General features: G+C 71.1%; 14 protein-coding genes and 1 tRNA gene. 7 read left to right on the top strand and 8 right to left on the bottom strand.

Annotated features, from left to right (window positions below):
- The first annotated feature begins 32 nt into the window (after positions 1 to 32).
- From trxB to ABD254_RS18960, 4 genes are read left to right on the top strand one after another with little or no spacing between them, the layout of a single operon-like run.
- On the top strand, positions 33 to 1,073 hold the full coding sequence (gene trxB, locus ABD254_RS18975) for a thioredoxin-disulfide reductase (protein WP_344250337.1): 1,041 nt from the start codon (positions 33 to 35) through the stop codon (positions 1,071 to 1,073).
- The gene (gene arsB, locus ABD254_RS18970) at positions 1,070 to 2,185 is read left to right on the top strand and encodes an ACR3 family arsenite efflux transporter (protein ID WP_344250335.1); all 1,116 of its coding nucleotides are present in this window, start codon (positions 1,070 to 1,072) and stop codon (positions 2,183 to 2,185) included. Before trxB ends, arsB begins: the two co-directional genes overlap by 4 nt.
- Positions 2,182 to 3,231 carry a metalloregulator ArsR/SmtB family transcription factor gene (locus tag ABD254_RS18965; RefSeq protein WP_344250333.1) on the top strand — a complete coding sequence of 350 codons (1,050 nt, stop codon included), beginning with the start codon at positions 2,182 to 2,184 and terminating at the stop codon, positions 3,229 to 3,231. The genes arsB and ABD254_RS18965 overlap by 4 nt, the downstream gene beginning before the upstream one ends.
- Entirely contained in the window at positions 3,228 to 3,683 is a 456-nt protein-coding gene (locus ABD254_RS18960; protein WP_344250331.1) for an arsenate reductase ArsC, read from the top strand. Before ABD254_RS18965 ends, ABD254_RS18960 begins: the two co-directional genes overlap by 4 nt.
- A gap of 76 nt (positions 3,684 to 3,759) precedes the next feature.
- Here ABD254_RS18960 and ABD254_RS18955 read toward each other — a convergent pair whose 3' ends face one another.
- Both ABD254_RS18955 and ABD254_RS18950 read right to left on the bottom strand, forming a co-directional pair.
- Positions 3,760 to 3,984 (bottom strand): hypothetical protein, encoded by a 225-nt coding sequence (locus ABD254_RS18955; RefSeq protein WP_344250329.1) that lies wholly within the window; start codon positions 3,982 to 3,984, stop codon positions 3,760 to 3,762.
- 60 nt (positions 3,985 to 4,044) lie between these two features.
- On the bottom strand, positions 4,045 to 5,463 hold the full coding sequence (locus ABD254_RS18950) for an FAD-dependent oxidoreductase (protein ID WP_344250327.1): 1,419 nt from the start codon (positions 5,461 to 5,463) through the stop codon (positions 4,045 to 4,047).
- An 83-nt stretch (positions 5,464 to 5,546) separates the two neighbouring features.
- On the opposite strand from ABD254_RS18950, the gene ABD254_RS18945 reads away from it, so the two are divergent.
- Both ABD254_RS18945 and ABD254_RS18940 read left to right on the top strand, forming a co-directional pair.
- A complete protein-coding gene (locus ABD254_RS18945) occupies positions 5,547 to 5,924 on the top strand; it encodes an ArsR/SmtB family transcription factor (protein ID WP_344250325.1) in 378 nt (125 codons plus the stop codon).
- A gap of 244 nt (positions 5,925 to 6,168) precedes the next feature.
- Positions 6,169 to 6,414: a hypothetical protein gene (locus ABD254_RS18940; RefSeq protein WP_344250323.1), complete on the top strand. Its 246-nt coding sequence runs from the start codon at positions 6,169 to 6,171 to the stop codon at positions 6,412 to 6,414.
- Positions 6,415 to 7,046: 632 nt separating this feature from the next.
- Here ABD254_RS18940 and ABD254_RS18935 read toward each other — a convergent pair.
- From ABD254_RS18935 to ABD254_RS18910, 6 genes are all read right to left on the bottom strand, one after another.
- Positions 7,047 to 7,286 (bottom strand): hypothetical protein, encoded by a 240-nt coding sequence (locus ABD254_RS18935; RefSeq protein ID WP_344250322.1) that lies wholly within the window; start codon positions 7,284 to 7,286, stop codon positions 7,047 to 7,049.
- Between the two features lie 230 nt (positions 7,287 to 7,516).
- Entirely contained in the window at positions 7,517 to 7,825 is a 309-nt protein-coding gene (locus ABD254_RS18930) for a helix-turn-helix domain-containing protein (protein WP_344250320.1), read from the bottom strand.
- The gene (locus ABD254_RS18925; protein WP_344250623.1) at positions 7,812 to 9,044 is read right to left on the bottom strand and encodes a tyrosine-type recombinase/integrase; all 1,233 of its coding nucleotides are present in this window, start codon (positions 9,042 to 9,044) and stop codon (positions 7,812 to 7,814) included. The genes ABD254_RS18930 and ABD254_RS18925 overlap by 14 nt, the downstream gene beginning before the upstream one ends.
- 159 nt (positions 9,045 to 9,203) lie before the next feature.
- Positions 9,204 to 9,280: transfer RNA gene (locus ABD254_RS18920), tRNA-Val, on the bottom strand.
- Between the two features lie 60 nt (positions 9,281 to 9,340).
- Positions 9,341 to 9,820: a peroxiredoxin gene (locus ABD254_RS18915; protein WP_344250318.1), complete on the bottom strand. Its 480-nt coding sequence runs from the start codon at positions 9,818 to 9,820 to the stop codon at positions 9,341 to 9,343.
- 5 nt (positions 9,821 to 9,825) lie between these two features.
- Complete coding sequence (locus ABD254_RS18910; protein ID WP_425553883.1) at positions 9,826 to 10,236, bottom strand: DUF3052 domain-containing protein; 411 nt, start codon at positions 10,234 to 10,236, stop codon at positions 9,826 to 9,828.
- 416 nt (positions 10,237 to 10,652) lie between these two features.
- Here ABD254_RS18910 and aceE point away from each other — a divergent pair, with 416 nt between their 5' ends.
- A complete protein-coding gene (gene aceE / locus ABD254_RS18905; protein WP_344250317.1) occupies positions 10,653 to 13,400 on the top strand; it encodes a pyruvate dehydrogenase (acetyl-transferring), homodimeric type in 2,748 nt (915 codons plus the stop codon).
- Positions 13,401 to 13,443: the final 43 nt, after the last annotated feature.

Genomic DNA, 13,443 nt, shown 5'->3' with positions numbered 1-13,443 from the left:
ACAGGGGCATCGACATGGCTCAATATAGAAGCATGTCGATGCAAGAGGTTCACGAGATCGTCATCGTCGGGTCCGGCCCGGCGGGCTACACCGCGGCCGTGTACGCCGCGCGTGCCGGCCTGGCGCCCGTCGTCGTCGCGGGCTCCGTCACCGCGGGCGGCGCGCTCATGAACACCACCGAGGTGGAGAACTTCCCCGGCTTCCCCACCGGCATCCAGGGCCCGGACCTCATGGAGGCCATGCGTGAGCAGGCCGAGAAGTTCGGCGCCCGCGTGCTGTGGGACGACGCGGAGCAGGTCGAGCTCACCGGCGACATCAAGACCGTCGTCACTGGCGGCGGCGAGACGTTCAAGGCCCGTGCCGTGATCCTCGCGACCGGCTCCGCGTATCGCGAGCTCGGCCTGCCCGAGGAGAAGCAGCTCTCCGGCCGCGGTGTCTCCTGGTGCGCCACCTGCGACGGGTTCTTCTTCCGCGACCAGCACATCGCCGTCGTCGGCGGCGGGGACTCCGCGATGGAGGAGGCCACCTTCCTCACGCGTTTCGCGTCGAAGGTGACGATCGTGCACCGCCGCGACTCGCTGCGCGCCTCGAAGATCATGGCCGACCGGGCCCAGGCCGACCCGAAGATCGAGTTCGCCTGGAACAGCGAGGTCGCCGGGATCTCGGGCGAGAACAAGGTCACCGGGATCACGCTGCGCGACACCGTCACCGGCGCCGAGCGCGAGCTCGACACCACCGGGCTGTTCGTCGCCATCGGTCACGACCCGCGCACCGACCTCGTCAAGGGGCAGATCGACCTGGACGACGAGGGCTACATCCTCGTCGAGGGTCGCTCGACCCGGACCAACCTGCCCGGCGTCTTCGCCTGCGGCGACGCCGTCGACCACACGTACCGCCAGGCGATCACCGCCGCCGGCTCGGGCTGCGCCGCCGCGCTCGACGCGCAGTCGTACCTCACCGAGGTCGCCGACGCCGAGGGCGAGAAGGCCCTAGCCGGCACCCCGGCGGCGCCCAACCCGGACGGGCTTCCTGCCGCCCTCGCTGACGCCGACGCGCGGGAGGTGGCTCGGTGAGCGACGCAGCGACCCCGCAGACCGACGCCGTCCGGCGCCTGTCCACCCTGGACCGCTGGCTTCCGGCCTGGATCGGCCTGGCCATGATCGGCGGCCTGCTGGTGGGCCGGTTCATCCCGGGCCTGTCGGACGTCCTGGCCTCGATGGAGGTCGGCGGCATCTCGATCCCGATCGCGCTCGGCCTGCTGGTGATGATGTACCCGGTGCTGGCCAAGGTCCGCTACGACAAGGTCGCCTCGGTCACCGGGGACAAGAAGCTGCTGGTCAGCTCGCTGCTGCTGAACTGGATCGTCGGCCCAGCGCTGATGTTCGCCCTGGCCTGGACGTTCCTGCCCGACCTGCCCGAGTACCGCACCGGCCTGATCATCGTCGGCCTGGCCCGCTGCATCGCGATGGTCGTGATCTGGAACGACCTCGCGTGCGGGGACCGGGAGGCCGCCGCCGTGCTGGTGGCGGTCAACTCCGTGTTCCAGGTCGTGGCGTTCTCGCTGCTCGGCTGGTTCTACCTCACCGTGCTGCCCGGCTGGCTCGGCCTCGACACCCAGGGACTGGACGTCTCGATCGGGCAGATCGCCCTCAACGTGCTGGTCTTCCTCGGCATCCCGCTCGTGGCCGGCTTCGCCTCGCGCTGGATCGGCGAGCGGACCAAGGGCCGCGACTGGTACGAAGAGCGGTTCGTGCCGCGGATCGGGCCGTGGGCCCTGTACGGGCTGCTGTTCACGATCGTGCTGCTGTTCGCCCTGCAGGGCGATGCCGTGATGTCGAACCCGCTCGACGTGGTGCGCATCGCGCTGCCCCTGCTGGTGTACTTCGCGGTCATGTGGGGCCTGGGGATGGTGCTGGGCAAGCTGCTGGGTCTGGGCTATGCACGCACCACCACGCTGGCGTTCACCGCGGCGGGCAACAACTTCGAGCTCGCCATCGCCGTCGCCATCGGCACCTTCGGCGCCACCTCCGGCGAGGCGCTGGCCGGCGTCGTCGGGCCGCTCATCGAGGTCCCCGTGCTGGTGGGCCTGGTCTACGTGTCCCTCTGGGTCGCCCGGCGCTGGTTCGCCGTCGACCCCTACGCCATCGAAACCCCCGCTCGAGAGCTGGACGAGGTGAGGTCATGAGCACCACCGACACGACCGAGGAACGCGTGCCGCTGACCGTGCGCGACCCGGACTGCGGGCCGCGGATCGAGTCGCACGCGATCGGCACCGAGGCCGCGGGCGTCGTCGCCGCCACGCTCAAGGCCCTGGCCGAGCCGCTGCGGCTGCGGATGCTGTCCTTTATCGCCACCGCGCCGGCCGGGGAGGCGTGCGTGTGCGACCTGGCCGAGCTGACCGACGTGTCCCAGCCGACGGTGAGCCACCACCTCAAGGTGCTGCGCGACGTCGGGGTGCTCGCCTCCGAGCGGCGCGGCACCTGGGTCTGGTACCGCATCACCCCCGGCTACAAGTCCGCGATCAGCACACTGCTCGAGTCGTTCGCGCCGGCGGCCCTGGACGCCCTGGGCGAGCACCCGCACCTGACGGGGCTCGAGGACGCCGACGCCGCGCTGGACCGTCTCGCCGCCGACCTCGCGGCCGCGCACCCCGACCTGGGCCCCGATGTCGTCCTGCGCACCGTGCGCGAGTCGTACACGGCGCTGGCCCGCTCGGCGAAGGTCTCGGCGCACCTGCTCACCCTCACCGACCGGTTCGCCCGCCAGCGCCTGGCCGACCTGACCCGCGAGGAATCCAGGAACGCCGACGTTGTTGCTGTGGCCGCACCGCAGGTGTTGTTCGTGTGCGTCGCGAACGCCGGCCGCTCCCAGCTCGCCGCCGCACTCGTGCGGCACTACGCCGGCGACCGCGTTGTCGTCCGCTCCGCCGGGTCCACGCCGGCCGCCGACGTGCACCCCGCCGTCCGCCCCGAGCTCGCCGCCCTGGGCACCGACGAGCCGTTCCCCAAGCCGCTCACCGACGACGCCGTCCGCGCCGCCGACGTCGTGGTCACCATGGGCTGCGGCGACGTGTGCCCGGTCCTGCCCGGCAAGCGGTACGAGGACTGGCTCGTCGGCGACCCCGCGCTGGCCTCGCCCGCCGGCGTCGCCGCCATCCGCGACGAGCTCGACACCCGCGTGCGCGCCCTCCTGGCCGACCTGCTGCCCGACCTCGACCTGCCCACCCCATGAACGACCGACCCTCGGAGACCACCGTGACCGATACCCCCACCACCACGAAGCCGTCCGCCCTGTTCGTCTGCGTGCACAACGCCGGCCGCTCCCAGATGGCCGCCGGCTTCCTGCGCGCGCTGTCGGGCGGCGCCGTCGCGGTCCGGTCCGCCGGCTCGATGCCCGCCGACCTGATCAACCCCGTGGCCGTCGAGGCGATGGCCGAGGTGGGCGTCGACATCACCGCCGAGCAGCCCAAGGTGCTCACCACCGACGCCGTGCAGGCGTCCGACGTCGTGATCACCATGGGCTGCGGCGACGCCTGCCCGATCTTCCCCGGCAAGCGGTACGAGGACTGGCAGCTCGACGACCCCGCCGGCCAGGGCCTCGACGCCGTGCGCCCGATCCGTGACGAGATCGCGCGGCGCGTGCGCGGGCTGCTCGCCTCGCTCGAGGTCGAGCCGGTGGCCTGACTCGCACCGATCACACCGACGCACGACGGGCCGCAACCGGAGGAGGTTGCGGCCCGTCATGGTTGTGGGGTCAGGGTCAGGCAGCGGCTCCGGCGCAGCAGGCCGCCGGCTGCGGCACGGTCGGCTTGGACCACGCTCGAGCCGACCACCACGAACGCAGCGCAGGCCATACTGCTCTCGCTCGCCCGTGCCCGCTGTCGGTCGCCGCCCGCTCCAACGCCACGCGCCGGAACTCGCGCTGTTGCTCCAGCTCGCGTTCACGCTGCCGGTAGGTCACGTCGAACAGCTCGGGGTGCATCATCGGTCCCTCCTTCGTCAGTAGCTCAAGATCTGTACGGCGCCTGATCGGCTCAGGCGCGCCTCACGCGTCGTCGCCGTCGCCCGAACGGCCATGCACGATGCCCGACGCGAACCCGACGACGGCGGGCGCGCCCACGCCGATCGTGACGAGCTGCGGCTCGGCCGGAGCGCTCCCGCAGCACGACCCGGCCGCGGACTCGCCGTCGGCCTCGAGCGCGAGGTCGCTGGAGCAGACGCCGGTCGCGGGCAGGTTCAGCTCGACGGCGTCCGCGGCCGCGCGGTCGCCGGCGAGGGCGGCGGCGACGGAGCGCACCTGCTCGTAGCCGGTGGCCAGCAGGAACGTCGGGGCGCGGCCGTAGGACTTCATCCCCACCAGGTAGAAGCCGTCGTCCGGGTGGGACAGCACCTGCTCGCCGTGCGGCGGCACCGTGCCGCAGGAGTGCTGGTTGGGGTCGATGAGCGGGGCGAGCGCGCTCGGGGCCTCGACGACGGGGTCGAGGTCGAGCCGGACCTCGCGCAGCATGTCCAGGTCGGGGCGGAAACCGGTCGCATTGACGATCGCGTGCACGTCGAGGGCGAGCGGCTCGTCCTTGGCGGTGCCGAGCACCTGCACAGACTCCGCACCGGGGACGAGCTGCTCGATCGAGACCCGGGTCAGCAGGCGCAGGCGGCCGGCGTCGACGGCGCCCTTGAGGCGGGTGCCCAGCAGCCCGCGGGCAGGCAGCTCGTCGTCCGTGCCGCCGCCGAACAGCCGGCGGGCCGAGCCGCCGCGGATCGCCCACGTGATCGTGGTGCCCGGGGTGGCCTCCGACAGCTCGACCAGGCTCAGCAGGGTGTTCGCGGCCGAGTGGCCCATGCCGACCACGAGGGTGTGCCGTCCGGCGAAGCGGTCGCGGTCGGCGCCCAGGACGTCGGGCAGGGGGCCGGTGACGAACGGCGCCGCGTCGGCCTCGCCCGCGGCGGGCAGGCCGCTCACACCGAGGGGGTTCGACGTCGAGAACGTGCCGGAGGCGTCGACCACCGCGCGGGCGAGCACGTCGGTCACCCGGCCGTCGGCGCCCACCGTGCGCACCCGGTAACCGCGTCGCTCACGACCGAGAGACCGCGACTTGTCCGCACCGTCCCGCGCCACCGCGAGCACCCGCGTGCCAGTGCGCAGACGCGAGGCGATCTGGGGCGTCGCCGCCAGCGGCGCGACGTACCCCTCCACGAGTTCGGCGCCCGTGGGGAGCGAGTCCAGGTCCGGCTCGGACCAGCCCGTGGGCTCCAGCAGACGGCGAGCCGCGGCGTCGATGTCGTACCGCCACGGCGAGAACAGCCGGACGTGGCCCCAGGCCGAGATCGTCGCACCGGGCTGCTCGCCAGCCTCCAGCACCAGCGGCTCCAGCCCACGCTCCAGCAGGTGCGCCGCTGCCGCCAGACCCACCGGGCCCGCGCCGATCACGACCACCGGCAGCTCGTTCCGAGCAACCTCGCTCATCACCACTCCTCACATCGAGAACCATCGATACGGCGATCCTGGACCACCTATCGACGGTTGTCAATCTATGCGAAGATGGAGCCATGACCACGACCGCGCCAGCACCCCTGCCTCTCGCCGCACCCGCGGACGGCGGCTGCTGCGCACCCGCGCTGACCCAAGCGGTCGAGCCTGAGGTCGCCCAGGAGCTCGCCCGGTCATTCAAGGCCCTGGCCGACCCCGCCCGCGTCCAACTGCTCGCGATCGTCGCCAACCAGCCCGGCGCCGAGGCGTGCGTCTGCGACCTCACCGAGCCTGTCGGCCTCTCGCAGCCCACCGTCAGCCACCACCTCAAGATCCTCGTCGAGGCAGGTCTGCTCGAGCGCGAACAGCGCGGCCGCTGGGCCTACTTCTCCCTCGCACCCGGCGCCCTCGCCGCACTCATCGGATCCCTGTCTGCCGCAACGCAGGTCAACGCGTAGTCCGCACACCTGGAGGTTTTGAAACCTCCAGAACCCGTTTCTGACGCGCCTCAGAATCGGTCGGTTCTGGAATGGGGTGGTCTCGGCCTCACTTCGCGGCTCGGTTAGGAGGCCATGGCGGCGATCGCAGCGGTCGGGCATGGACCTGGTCGAGTTCAGCCGACTGGTCCTCAGCGAGGTCGAGCGCCGCCCGCGCGGGGCGTGACGCTGTCACACATGAGCGCGCAGGAGCATCATGGTGTACATGACGGACTCCGATGACTCGCTGCGGCTGACCGCGGCGGAGATGGACCAGCTCGAGCAGTCGCTCGACGCGGAGCCGCGCGTGATCCCCGAGCTCGCCGGGCTCCCGGCAGAGCAGAGCATCTTCTGGGAAGACCACGCGGGCGACGGGCAGGACCCGACGTCCGCGCAGGCGCTCACCACGGAGGCGGAGCCGGAGAACGCCGACTGGATCGTCAACCGGCTCGGGCCCGACGACGGCGACTAGCAGACGCCGAGCGTGGCCGACGGGAGAAGGGCGAGGTTTCGAAACATCCAGAACCCGATTCTGAGCGACGTCAGAATCGGTGGTTTCTGAAGCGTCCACTGTGCAGTCGGTCGTCAGGTCGAGGCGACTGCAGGTCACACATTCCAGTAGAGAACTACGGGGAGACGCCGCTGACCTGGCCATACGGCCACATCCCTGAGGGGATACGCATCCAGGGGATACGGAAAATGGGACGCACGCCTGCCAGCGTGGCGGCCATGGACACCCACCTGGCTGCACGGTTGCGCGGCGACGCGCGTCAACCGGTGGCCCTCGGCAGAGGGCGGACATCGCGGACGATTACGGCCTCCCTGATTCCGGGAGGCCGTGCGGCCCGTGGGAGGCGCCACCGGCAGAACGCCGGAGCTGCACAACGAGACTGGGCCGGACGTCCAGGTCGACACTGCGCGACGGGCGTATGGACATCGGCACGGACTCGGGCTTGAACCGGGCAAACAGGACGAAGGTGTTGCGCCCGATTCGGGCTCAACGCCGGGCCACCCCGTTCGTCCCGGCGTGGATGCCAGTTCGGACAATTGGCGCGAAAGCGTTGGTCCCGATTCGGGACCACCGCTGATCTCGCGGTCGGCCGGTCATGAAGGTCGTCGTCGGGCGCCGCGTGCGCGCTCGATGACCCACCCGCACCTCGACAGCGCGTCGCAGGTCCGCTCCCAGCGCGGCTCCCACAGCTCCCCGTCGAGAGCGAGCTTCCGCAGCAGCGCCTCGAGGAGCCTCGTGGTCGCCACCGGCGAGGTGAGCACCGTCGCGATGCAGTCGTCCCGGGCGTGCTGGGTCCCCTCGATGCGTACCCGGTCGACGAACTCCAGCGCCACGGCTCCTGAGCGTGCGGCGCGGCGCTCTTCGTACGCGGCACGCCGGCAGGCCTGGGAGCACCAGGTCGCCGGTCGGCCAGTCTTCCGACGTGGCACGGGGTTCCCGCAGCGCGGACACACGCCGGTGACGACCTCTCGACGCTCCGTGTTCTCCACCGTCGGCTTCCTTCGTCCGGTGTGAGCGGCCATGGCGGACGGCATGTCGATGACGGCCGCCCTGGCCGAGTCGCTCACCGCGCCGACGGCATCTGGACGACGAGCGCGCGGCGCAGCTCGTCGAGGTCGACACGGATCACACGCCCGACCTTGTAGCCGGTGATGTTGCCGCTGGCAATGCGGCGACGGATCGTCTTGGCGCACACGCTGAACTCCTGCGCGGCCTCGACGAGCGGGACGAGCCGGCCGGTGGGCGGTCGGGTGGGCTGTCGTCCTTGCGTGGCCATGTCGACCTCCTGGTCGTTCGGATCGGTGACGGTCACTGGTGAGGTGTGCGAGCGGGTCCTCGTGAGGAACGCGAGGACCCGCTCAGTGCTGCTCACGGCTGTCGTCGCCTTCCGGCTCGCCGCCCTTCCACGCCCGGCGTGCGGCGAGCTCGTCGCCGCGCCGCAGCTCGACCATGCGCTTGGTGATCATGCGGTCACGCTCGGCCGTGGCGTGCTGGTAGATCATCGCGATGCGCGCCTCGGTGTGGCCGCCGCGGTGCATGAGCTCGGCGGTCGTCGCACCGGCCCGGGCCGCCATCGTCAGGCTCGTGTGCCGCAGGTCGTGGGTCTTGACGTCCGGCAGACCGGCCTTCTCCCGCGCCGTGATCCACGCGTACCGCCAGGTGGCCTCAGACAGGACGGTGCCGGTGCGCGAGGGGAAGACGAGTCCGTCACGCCCCGGCTGGGCGAACGTCCTCAGGTGCTCGGCCAGCGATTCGGCGACGACGCGCGGGATCGCGATCGTGCGCGAGCCCGCCTCCGTCTTCGGCCTCCCGACGACGGCCCCGACTCCCCTACCGCCCTGGGAGACGTTCTGCGCCACGGTGATCGCGGCGCCGTCCGGGTCGCGCACGTCGACGTCGCGCCGGCGCAGCGCGCGTACCTCCCCGACGCGAAGCCCGGTCCAGGCCATGACGTCGGCCAGGGCGAGATACTTCTCCGGCAGCGCGCGGGCCAGCGCCTCGATCTCGTCAGGCGTCAACACCACGGGGGTGCGGTGGCGGCGGTACCGGCCGGCGCCGGTGATCCGCACCGGCGAGGCGTCGATCAGGCCCGCGCTGACGGCGGCGCGGAACACCCCGGAGACGAACTTGTAGACCTGTGCGGCCTCCCCCGCGCCGTCCCCGTTGGTGCGGCCCTTGACCTTCGCCCGCTTGCGCAGGTCCGCCTTGAGCTGCGCGTGCCAGGCGGCGACGTCCGTGATCGTGACGTCGTGCAGGTACTGGCGCCCGAGCGTCGGCTCGACGTACACGCGGACCATCCGCGTGTAGTTGCGGTACGTCGACGGCGCCAGCGACCGGGACTCGACATACTCGGTCGCCCACTCGGCCACCGTCAGCCGGCGCACGACGTCGCGCCGGTCCGGCGGGCGCCACTCCCCCCGGTCGATCAGCTTGCGCTCCTCGACGAGCCACATCTGCGCCGAGAGTTTGTCGCCGAACGTCTGGGAGTAGCGCTTGCCGTCCGGACCCCAGTAACGCGCCCTCGCGCTGACGATCCGGTTGCTGGTCTTGCTCCGTCGGGACTCGACGACCCCGAAGCCGCCCCTAGGCATGGTCACCACCGCCTTCATGGCGGTAGGTGTGCGGGGTGGCCCGCGGGACTCTGGCGGGACCGTGGCGGGACTCTAGAGTCCCGCGAGAGTCCATCTCAGTGCTGGACGGTCCACGACGTCGGGCGACGAAGATGCAGGTCAGGGGCGCAAAATCCCTGGTGGTGGGCCCGGAGGGACTCGAACCCCCGACATCCACGGTGTAAGCGTGGCGCTCTGACCAGCTGAGCTACAGGCCCTGGCAGCGCAGGCAAGGATACCGGGCCCGCGCTCCCGCGCGTGACCTGCGCCGTCGCGCGTCAGATCTCGGCGAGCGCGGCGCGGTACGCCTCCAGGTCGCGGCGCTGGCCGCGCGGATTGACCACGGCCCAGCGCACGATCCCGTCGGCGTCGACGAGGAACGACCCGCGCAGCGCGTGCCCGCTGTCGGCGTCGAACACGCCGTAGGCCCGGGCGGCGGCACCGTGCGGCCAGAAGTCGCTGAGCAGGTCGAAGCCGAAGCCCTCCTGCTCGTGCCACGCCTTGAGCGCGAAGACGGGATCGGTCGAGACCGCGAGGAGGCGCACGCCGGCAGCCTCGAAGTCCTCGATGTTGTCGCGCAGCTCGCACAGCTCACCCGTGCAGATCCCCGAGAAGGCGAACGGGAAGAAGACGAGCAGCACCGCTTCGCCGCGCAGGTCGGCAAGGTGCACCGGGGTGCCGTGCGTGTCCGGCAGCGTGAGGTCGGGGGCGGGGTCGCCAGGCTCCAGGGCTCCCCCGGGGGTCGACGAGCCCGTCATCCTCGTCAGCGGCCGCGGCCGCGGTTGGCGAGCTTCGTGGCAGACCAGTCGGACGCGACGGCGAACGTGCTCGTCGCGTGCAGCCCCGCGGTGGTCGCGGCCTCCTGGATCTCGTCGTGCCCCACGTGGCCCGAACGACCCGGCTTGCGTGTGAGCAGCCAGATGAGCCCGCCGGGCTCGAGGACGGTCAGCGCGTCGACCAGCATGTCGGTCAGGTCGCCGTCGTCGTCCCGCCACCAGACCACGACGCCGTCCGTGACGTCGTCGTAGTCCTCGTCCACCAGCTCGCTGCCGACGATGCTCTCGAGATCCGAGCGCAGCGCGTCGTCGACGTCGTCACCCCATCCGAACTCCTGCACCACCTGGCCCTGCTCGAAGCCGAGGCGTGCCGCCGGGGATTCCGCCTGCTTAACCACGTGGTCCTTGGTTCCTCTCTCTGTACGAAAGTCGACGAGTCCCGACGACATCTTCACGACGCTGTGCGGGCCGCTGCCAAGCATGGTGCGGTCCGTGCCCGTCAACGTAGTCCACCGCACTGAGCCACGCCCGGCAACTCCCGCCCCCGCACATCGTGTCCCACCAGGTGGACGTCCGGAGTCGTGGGCGCGCCCGGATCCCAGCGCTGTGGCCAGGCATGACGTAGATCACGGAGTCTTGACCGCCCGATGGTGGGCTCACGCCCCTTTCGGGGGACACAATGAGTAGTGACCACCTGTCCGTGGACCCGCACCGTCGCGACCTGACGATGCGGCGACCCGCGACGGGTCCCGCCTGACACGGGCAGTGACGGCGACCATGCTCCGCCACCGCCTGAAGAAGAGAGAGGTTGCTGGTGGCTTCGTACGACGAGACCGGCCCGTTGATCAACGGCCTGCTCAGCGCCGTCCCGGACATCGACCCTGCCGAGACTTCGGAGTGGGTCGAGTCGTTCGACGGCCTGATCGACGACAAGGGCGGACCGCGCGCCCGCTACGTGATGCTCAACCTGCTGCGCCGCGCGCGCGAGCGCAGCGTGCACATCCCCGCGTCGATGGCGACGCCCTACGTCAACACCATCGCGGTGCACGACGAGCCGTACTTCCCCGGCGACGAGGCCATGGAGCGCAAGTACCGCTCCTGGATCCGCTGGAACGCCGCCGTCATGGTGACGCGCGCGCAGCGCCCCGACGTCTCCGTCGGCGGGCACATCTCCTCGTACGCGTCCGTGGCGACGCTGTACGAGGTCGGCCTCAACCACTTCTTCCGCGGCAAGGACCACCCGGGCGGCGGCGACCAGGTGTACTTCCAGGGCCACTCCTCGCCCGGCCAGTACGCCCGCGGGTTCCTCGAGGGCCGCCTCAGCGCGGACCAGCTCGACGGCTTCCGCCAGGAGAAGTCGCACGCCGGCGGAGGTCTGCCGTCGTACCCGCACCCGCGCATGCTGCCGGACTTCTGGGAGTACCCGACCGTCTCGATGGGCCTCGGCCCGGCGTCGGCGATCTACCAGGCGTGGACCAACAGGTACCTGCACAACCGCGGCATCAAGGACACCAGCCAGCAGGACGTCTGGGCGTTCCTCGGCGACGGCGAGATGGACGAGCCGGAGTCGCGCGGCATGCTGCAGCTCGCGGCGCACCAGGGCCTGGACAACCTGACCTTCGTCGTGAACTGCAACCTGCAGCGCCTCGACGGCCCCGTGCGCGGGAACGGCAAGATCATCCAGGAGCTGGAGGCCCAGTTCAAGGGCGCCGGCTGGAACGTCATCAAGGTGGTCTGGGGCCGCGAGTGGGACGCCCTGCTCAACGCGGACAAGGACCGCGCCCTGGTGAACCTGATGAACGCCACCCCGGACGGCGACTACCAGACCTACCGCGCCGAGTCGGGCGCGTTCATCCGCGAGCACTTCTTCGGGCGCGACCCGCGCACCAAGGCGCTCGTCGAGAACATGACCGACGACGACATCTGGAACCTCAAGCGCGGCGGGCACGACTACCGCAAGATCTTCGCCGCGTACACGGCGGCGCGCTCCCACACGGGCCAGCCGACCGTCATCCTCGCGCAGACGGTCAAGGGCTACGCCCTCGGCTCGAGCTTCGCCGGCCGCAACGCCACGCACCAGATGAAGAAGGTCAAGAACGAGGACCTCAAGGCGCTGCGCGACAACCTGCGGATCCCGCTGACCGACGAGCAGATCGACGCCGACCCGTACCTGCCCCCGTACTTCCACCCGGGCATGGACGACGAGGGCATCCAGTACATGCTCGAGCGTCGCCGCCAGCTCGGCGGCTTCGTGCCCGAGCGCCGGTCGTCGCCCAAGCAGCTCACGCTGCCCGGCGACAAGGCCTACGAGATCCTCAAGAAGGGCTCCGGCCAGCAGCAGGTCGCCACCACCATGGCGTTTGTGCGACTGCTCAAGGACCTCATCAAGGACAAGGAGTTCGGCAAGCGCATCGTGCCGATCATCCCCGACGAGGCCCGCACGTTCGGCCTGGACTCGATCTTCCCGAGCGCGAAGATCTTCAACACCCAGGGGCAGAACTACCTCGCCGTGGACCGCGAGCTCATGCTGAGCTACAAGGAGTCCGAGGCCGGGCAGATCATGCACACCGGCATCAACGAGGCGGGTTCCGCCGCCGCCTTCCAGTCCGTCGGCACGTCGTACGCGACGCACGGCGAGACCATGGTGCCGGTCTACATCTTCTACTCGATGTTCGGCTTCCAGCGCACGGGCGACCAGTTCTGGGCGGCGGGCGACCAGCTCGCGCGCGGCTTCATCATCGGCGCCACCGCCGGCCGCACCACCCTGACCGGCGAGGGCCTGCAGCACGCCGACGGCCACTCGCCGCTCATCGCCGGCACCAACACGGCGATGGTGCAGTACGACCCGGCCTACGGGTACGAGATCCGGCACATCGTCCGCGACGGCGTCCAGCGCATGTTCGGCGACGGATCCGACGGCCGCGACCAGAACGTCATGTACTACCTCACGGTGTACAACGAGCCGATGACCCAGCCGGCCGAGCCGGAGGACGTCGACGTCGAGGGCATCCTGCGCGGCATCCACCGCATCGCGACCGGCTCGGGCGACGGCCCCAAGGCCCAGCTCCTCGCCTCCGGCGTCGGCGTGCCGTGGGCGCTCGAGGCCCAGCAGCTCCTCGCCGAGGACTGGGGCGTGTCGGCCGACGTGTGGTCCGTGACCAGCTGGAACGAGCTGCGTCGCGACGCCCTCGCCGCCGAGCACGACGCCCTCGTCGACCCGACGTCCGAGCCGCGCACGCCGTACGTGACGCAGAAGCTGTCGGGCGCCCAGGGTCCGTTCGTCGCCACGAGCGACTACGACCACCTGGTGCCGGACCAGATCCGCGCCTGGGTGCCGGGCGACTACGCGGTGCTCGGTGCGGACGGCTTCGGCTTCTCCGACACCCGCGCCGCGGCGCGCCGTTTCTTCCTCATCGACGGCCCGTCGATGGTGGTCCGGACGCTTCAGCAGCTCGCCCGCCGCGGCGAGGTCCCCGCGGACGTCGTCGCGAAGGCGGTCGAGAAGTACCGCCTCCTCGACGTCAACGCCGGCACGTCCGGCGCCGTCGGCGGCGACAGCTGACGCCTTCGTAGCGCGCCGAAGGGCCCCGCGCGCCGGTTGAGCC

Source organism: Isoptericola hypogeus, from assembly GCF_039531145.1.
GTDB lineage: Bacteria > Actinomycetota > Actinomycetes > Actinomycetales > Cellulomonadaceae > Isoptericola > Isoptericola hypogeus.
The sequence above is the reverse complement of the archived record's forward strand: the minus strand, read 5'-3'. Positions and strand labels throughout refer to the sequence as shown.